The sequence below is a fragment of the Nocardioides albidus genome, from assembly GCF_006335005.1.
Classification (GTDB): Bacteria; Actinomycetota; Actinomycetes; order Propionibacteriales; family Nocardioidaceae; genus Nocardioides; species Nocardioides albidus.
The window spans coordinates 72,985-78,450 of the sequence record NZ_VDMP01000020.1 but is presented as its reverse complement, the minus strand read 5'-3'; the positions used below and the strand labels follow the sequence as shown (position 1 = coordinate 78,450).

General features: G+C 74.0%; 5 protein-coding genes and 1 pseudogene. 3 read left to right on the top strand and 3 right to left on the bottom strand.

Going from position 1 to position 5,466, the window contains the following annotated elements; translation table 11 throughout:
- The 3 genes and pseudogenes from FHP29_RS22555 to FHP29_RS07055 all read left to right on the top strand — a co-directional run.
- Nucleotides 1-458: pseudogene (locus FHP29_RS22555) on the top strand (ionic transporter y4hA); the annotation flags it as partial.
- A complete protein-coding gene (locus FHP29_RS07060; RefSeq protein ID WP_139622158.1) occupies nt 455-1,360 on the top strand; it encodes a hypothetical protein in 906 nt (301 codons plus the stop codon). The pseudogene FHP29_RS22555 and the gene FHP29_RS07060, both read left to right, overlap by 4 nt.
- A 37-nt stretch (nt 1,361-1,397) precedes the next feature.
- Nucleotides 1,398-2,243 (top strand): SCO4651 family lipoprotein, encoded by an 846-nt coding sequence (locus tag FHP29_RS07055; RefSeq protein ID WP_139622157.1) that lies wholly within the window; start codon nt 1,398-1,400, stop codon nt 2,241-2,243.
- Here the strand turns inward: FHP29_RS07055 and FHP29_RS07050 are convergent, their stop codons facing one another.
- The 3 genes from FHP29_RS07050 to FHP29_RS07040 form a co-directional block, all read right to left on the bottom strand.
- On the bottom strand, nt 2,244-3,890 hold the full coding sequence (locus FHP29_RS07050) for a copper resistance CopC/CopD family protein (RefSeq protein WP_158296503.1): 1,647 nt from the start codon (nt 3,888-3,890) through the stop codon (nt 2,244-2,246).
- Between the two features lie 10 nt (nt 3,891-3,900).
- The gene (locus FHP29_RS07045) at nt 3,901-4,626 is read right to left on the bottom strand and encodes a YcnI family copper-binding membrane protein (protein ID WP_139622155.1); all 726 of its coding nucleotides are present in this window, start codon (nt 4,624-4,626) and stop codon (nt 3,901-3,903) included.
- Nucleotides 4,627-4,693: 67 nt separating this feature from the next.
- Nucleotides 4,694-5,239, bottom strand: coding sequence for a hypothetical protein (locus FHP29_RS07040; protein ID WP_139622154.1), 546 nt, complete (start codon nt 5,237-5,239; stop codon nt 4,694-4,696).
- Between the last annotated feature and the right edge of the window lie 227 nt (nt 5,240-5,466).

The following is a 5,466-nucleotide window of genomic DNA, read 5'->3' as shown; positions in this document are numbered from 1 at the left end:
CCGCGCGCGAGACCCGGTTGAGCGTGCTGCTGCTGGTGATCTCCCTGGTCACGGTCGTCGGCCTGGCGAAGGTCGAGTCGTACTCGATCGAGGACGCCGTGAACTGGTTCGGCTTCCCGCACGCCGTCGTCGGCGTCGTCATCGCGCTGTTGGTGCTCCTGCCCGAGACCATCGCGGCCGTCCGCGCCGCGGCGCGCGAGCGCGTGCAGATCAGCCTCAACCTCGCCTACGGCTCGGCGATGGCGTCGATCGGGCTCACCATCCCGGCGATCGCCGTCGCCTCGATCTGGCTCGACGGCGAGCTCGCACTCGGCCTCGAGCCGCTGCAGCTGGTGCTGCTGGCGATGTCCTCGGTCGTCGGGATCCTGACCGTCGTCCCGGGTCGCGCGAAGCCCCTCAACGGCATCGTCCACCTGGTTCTCCTCGCCGCCTTCCTGCTGCTGACCGTGGCGCCGTGACCCGCCGTACGACGCGCCTGCTCGCCGCGACCGCCGCGACCGTCCTGGCGCTCGGCCTGGCGGCCTGCGCCTCCGAGGAGCCGACGGCCGATCCGGACCGGGTCGTGCTCACCCCCGCGAAGGACGGCGGCTCCGGCACCCAGCCGATCGGCAACCCGGTCGGGGACGGCACCGGCGCCGAGGTGGAGGGCTACCGGATGACCGACGTCCGACTCCCTGGCCCCGACGGGACCGGGAACGTCTCCTTCCGCATCCTCGACCCGGCCGGCACTCCCCTGCTCACCTACACCGAGGAGCAGACCAAGCTCCTCCACCTCTACGTCGTGCGCGACGACCTCGCGCAGTTCCGCCACCTCCATCCCACCCTCGGCGACGACGGCACCTGGACCGCGCGCGTCGACCTCGGCAGTCCCGGTCGCTGGCGAGTGGTCGCGGAGCTCATCCCCCAGGGCTCCCCGACGCCGATCGTGCTGGGCACGACGCTGCGCGTCCCCGGCGACTGGACACCGGTCGACGTACCCCGCGGGAAGGAGGCCGAGACCGGCTCCGACGGCGTGGTCGAGGCACGCCTGCTCGCGGCCGGCGAGGTCGGGCCCAACGGCCGGCTCCGGCTGCGCGTGACCGACGCGGGGGGCGAACCGGTGGCGCTCGGCAGCTATCTCGGCACGAGCGCCCACCTGACCGGCTTCGCCGTCGACTCCCGCGGGTTCGTCCACGTCCACCCGTACGGCGCGCCCGAGGTCGAGGACGACGGCACGACGCTCACCTTCCACACCGTCTTCGAGCAGCCCGGCGACTACCGGCTGTTCCTGCAGGTGCGCGTCGACGGCCTGCTGCACCAGCTCGCGGTGACCGCGCCCGTGTCCGCGCCCGCGACCGGAACGGGACAGGGCGAGGGTTAGGGTCGAGACGACCGACCCGACGCGCTCGAGGAGCCTCATGAACCACCGCACGCCCCGCCTGGCCCTGGCCGCACTGCTCACTCCCGCCCTGCTGCTCGCCGGATGCGGCGACGACAAGACCGACGCGAGCAACGACAAGCCGGCCGGCGAGAACGCCACCGCGAGCGCCACGGACGGCGCCAGCGACAGTGCGGAGGCCGGGAGCGGCGAGCTCGCGGAGCTGTCCAAGGACGACTTCTACCCCACCATCATCGCCGCGCAGCAGAAGGCGGGCTCCTTCCGCGGCACCGCCACCAGCACCAGCGGGGGCGTCGCCGTGACGGTCGAGACCGAGGTCTCCTACGACGGCGACCAGCCGTCCTCGCACGCGAAGACGACCGCCGACAGCCCCCAGAAGATGGAGATGGTCGTCGTCGACGGGGTGCTCTACATCCAGGCCGACGGCCTCGTGCCGAGCGGCAAGTGGGCCAAGCTCGACCCGAAGGACCCGGCCAACGCCGGCAACCCGCTGGCCTCCCTCGGCCAGCTCGCGGACCCGGCGAAGGCGCTGGCCGTCCTCGGCACGCCGAAGGAGCTTCGCCTCGTCGGCGAGGAGACCGTCGACGGCGTCGCGAGCAACCACTACGAGGTGGTGCTCGACTCGTCGAGCTATGCCGAGAAGCTCGGGCTCGGCGAGGACGTCGCGGCCGCGATGCCGCCGGAGATCACCTCGCAGATGTGGGTCGACGCGCAGAACCGACCGGTCAAGATGTCGATGGAGTTCGAGACCTCCGGCGTCAAGGTCGCCAGCGAGCAGACCTACCACGACTACGGCGCGGACGTCACCGTGACCGAGCCCGACGAGGCGGACGTCGTCTCGGCGCCGGCCCTCGGCCAGGGCTGATCAGCGCACCTTCAGGTCGACGGTCGTCACCGGACTGGTGAAGGTGTCGACCCGGACGCTGACCTGCAGCTCCCAGGCACCGGTGTGCGGGAAGACGACGTCGGCGGCATAGGTGCCGGCACCACTCGGCGAGACCGGGACCGTGCCGAGGTCGACGCTGTCCGAGCGCAGCGCGACCGCCGGCGCGGCGCCCAGGTCGAGCGGATCACCGGCCAGGTCCTGGACCTGCACGATGAGCCGGCGCTGCAGACCGGGGCCGGGGTCGAGCACCGCCAGGACCTTGAGGTCCTCGCCCGCGACCCCTGTCACCACGCCGGTGTCGGCCGTGCGCGGCCCGGACGACGCCTCGCCGCCCGGCGGCTTCTGCGTGAGGAAGCCGGTCACCCCGAGGACCGCGACCAGGAGTGTCGCCTCGGCCAGCACGGTGCGCCGCACCAGGCCGGCGGCGAGCCGGCGCTGCTCGTGCCCGCCGTCGCGCGCGACCCGGGGTACCAGTCCGAACCGGTTGTACGCCGCGATCGCGATGATCACCACGACGAGCGCGATCTTCACCAGCAGCAGGCGCCCGTAGGTCTCCTCCACGAGGCGTGACCACGAGCCGACGATCCGCCACCCCGTCAGGACTCCGGTGACCGCGAGCGCCGCGAGCAGCCCGGCCGCGAGCGCCGAGAACCTGCTCAGCAGGTCCGCCGCGTCCTTCGGGCGGCCGGCGACCGCGGACAGGACGAGGGCCAGCCCGGCCAGCCCGCCCAGCCAGACGGCACCTGCCGTGAGATGCAGGGCGTCGGTGACGACGAGCAGGGTGCTCGGTTCGTAGGCGCGGGTGTGGCCGACGAGTGCCGGTGACCACACCGCCAGCGCGGTGAGGAGGTCGGCGCCGAGGGGGGACCGCGACCGGCCGGCGGCCCACGCCGCGACGCCGAGCCCCAGGACGTGCAGCGCGAGCACCAGCAGGTCGTCCTGCACCAGCGCCGGGTCGAGGACGGACGGGTCGAGGGTCCCGCCGAGACCCGAGCCGAGCTGGTAGGCGCCGGCGAGGGGCACGGCGACGGCGGCGGCCAGAACCGCCACGCCGCAGCTGCCTCGCAGCACCCGCACGGCCCGTCGTCGTACCTCGTCGGGCAGGCGTACGCCGCGCGCGGTCCAGCCGAGGAAGACGGCGAGCCCGCCCGCCAGCAGGAGCGCGGCGTAGTCGAGCCCGTGGACGATCCCTTGGACCGTGGGCACCGCGCCGGGGTCGGCGGGACCGGTCTGCGGGGCGACGACCTTCGGACTGGGGGCGCCGACGTGGAAGGTGAGCGAGCCCGCGATCGGGTGACCGTCGGCCGAGACCACGCGCCACGTGACGACGTAGGTGCCGTCGTCGAGACCACCCGACAGCCTGCCGGTCACCTCGACGCCCCGCGCCGACGCGTCGAGCTCGACCCGCCTGCCCTGCGCGTCGAAGGCGAGCAGGCCGTCGGGCACGAGCTGGACCGGCTCGTCGAAGGTGAACGTCACCCGACCGGGCGCCTCGGGCAGGACGGTCCCCTCCGCCGGGTCGGTCGAGACGAGGGTGGCGTGTGCCGACGCCGGGCCCGCCGTCCCGAGCACCATCAGGACGGCCGTCATGACGGTGGCCAGGACGGCGAGGACGTACGCCGGCACACGCCGCATCTCAGGCCTTCCGGCCGGAGCGTGCGAGCGCGAGGCCGCCGAGCACGAGGCCGCCGAGGCCGGCGACGAGTCCGGCCACCGCGAGGCCGTTGCCGTCGTCCCCGGCCTCGTCGTCCCCGTCCTCGTCGTCCCCGTCCTTGCGTGCCCCGGGCTCCTCGGCGGCGTCGGCCGCGCCGTGGTGGCCGCCCGCGCCCGCCTCGGTGATGGTGACGGCCGGGGCCGGGTTCTCCAGCTCCTCCTCGTCCTGGCCCTCGGCGGGCGTCTCGTTCCACGCCGTCTCGCCCCGGGCGCAGGTCTGCAGGACCGGGAAGGTGAGGGTCTCCCCGGCCTTCTCCGGCAGCTGGAGGGACAGCGCCAGGGTGTCGCGGAAGCCGTCCTCGAGCGGGGTCCTCGCGGTGTAGACGACCTGGCTGACCCGCTCGGTGATCTCGTTGCCGTGGGAGTCCTGGAGTGGCTCGGCGAGCTTCTCGGTGACCTTCTCGACGGTCCAGTTGGGGTTGACGGTCGGCGTGACCTGCGGGACGTCCGCCGGCAGCTGGATGGCGACCTTCGTCGTGGGCGAGCCCTCGCAGCCGTGGGGGACGCTGAACGTGAGCACGGCGTAGGAGCCCGCTGCGGTGGTGTCGGGCGACACGCTGACGTGCGCGCCGGCGGCGCCCGCGGTCAGGGCCACGATCCCGAGCGCGGCGGCGCCGAGGGTGGGCAGGGTGAAGCGTCGGATGTGCATGGATGTCTCTCTCGATCGGATGACTCGGAACGGATGCAGGCGTGATCGACCGCCTGCTCCCGGGGAGTCAGGCGATCGCGAGGAACCGCGTCGGCGGACCGCGTGTCGGCGCGGGCGAGCGCTCCTCGCGCGGCGTCCGGACGGGGGACGTCGTCGCGGTCGTCGCGCGGCGCACCGCCGGAGGGGGTACGACGCCCGGCGCGCTCCACTGCACCAGCGCCTCGACGGCTCGGCGCCGCAGCGACCACATGGCACCGGTGATCGCGGCCGCCACCACATGTGCGCCCAGCATCGCCGGGGTCAGTCCCAGTACGCCCGGGTCGGCATGCGCGTGGCTCGCGTGGACGCCCGGCGCGAGCGCCACCAGCCACGCATGCCCGAGCACCTGCACCGCGAGGAGCGCGGGCAGGACCACCCGGATGCTCGCCCGCTCGCGCAGCACCAGCCCGCCGGCGGCGTACACGAGGCCGGCGAAGGCGGCCAGCCACCACGGCCCCGGCACCTCTCCTCCGGCCGCGGCGTGGGCCAGGGCGAGCGCGGTCACGCTCTCCAGGCTGACCAGCGCCGCCGGGATGCGCACGCGGGAGCGCGGCGCGTGGCGAACGGTCAGCACGCCCCCATCCTGCCGGAAGCCGCCTACGCCCGAGTCGGCGAGGGTGCAGGGACGATCGCGGCCACCCGGTGGTCGAGGCGCGAGGAGCGCCAGCAACGAGCCTCGAAACCACCGGGCATCACCGGCCGGCGCGGGGCGAGGGTTCCCTGTGCACAGGCGGGCGTGCGGGCCTGGGTTTGTGACGGACCCTCTTGGGACGATGCAGTCATGGACCTCGGAACCCAGCC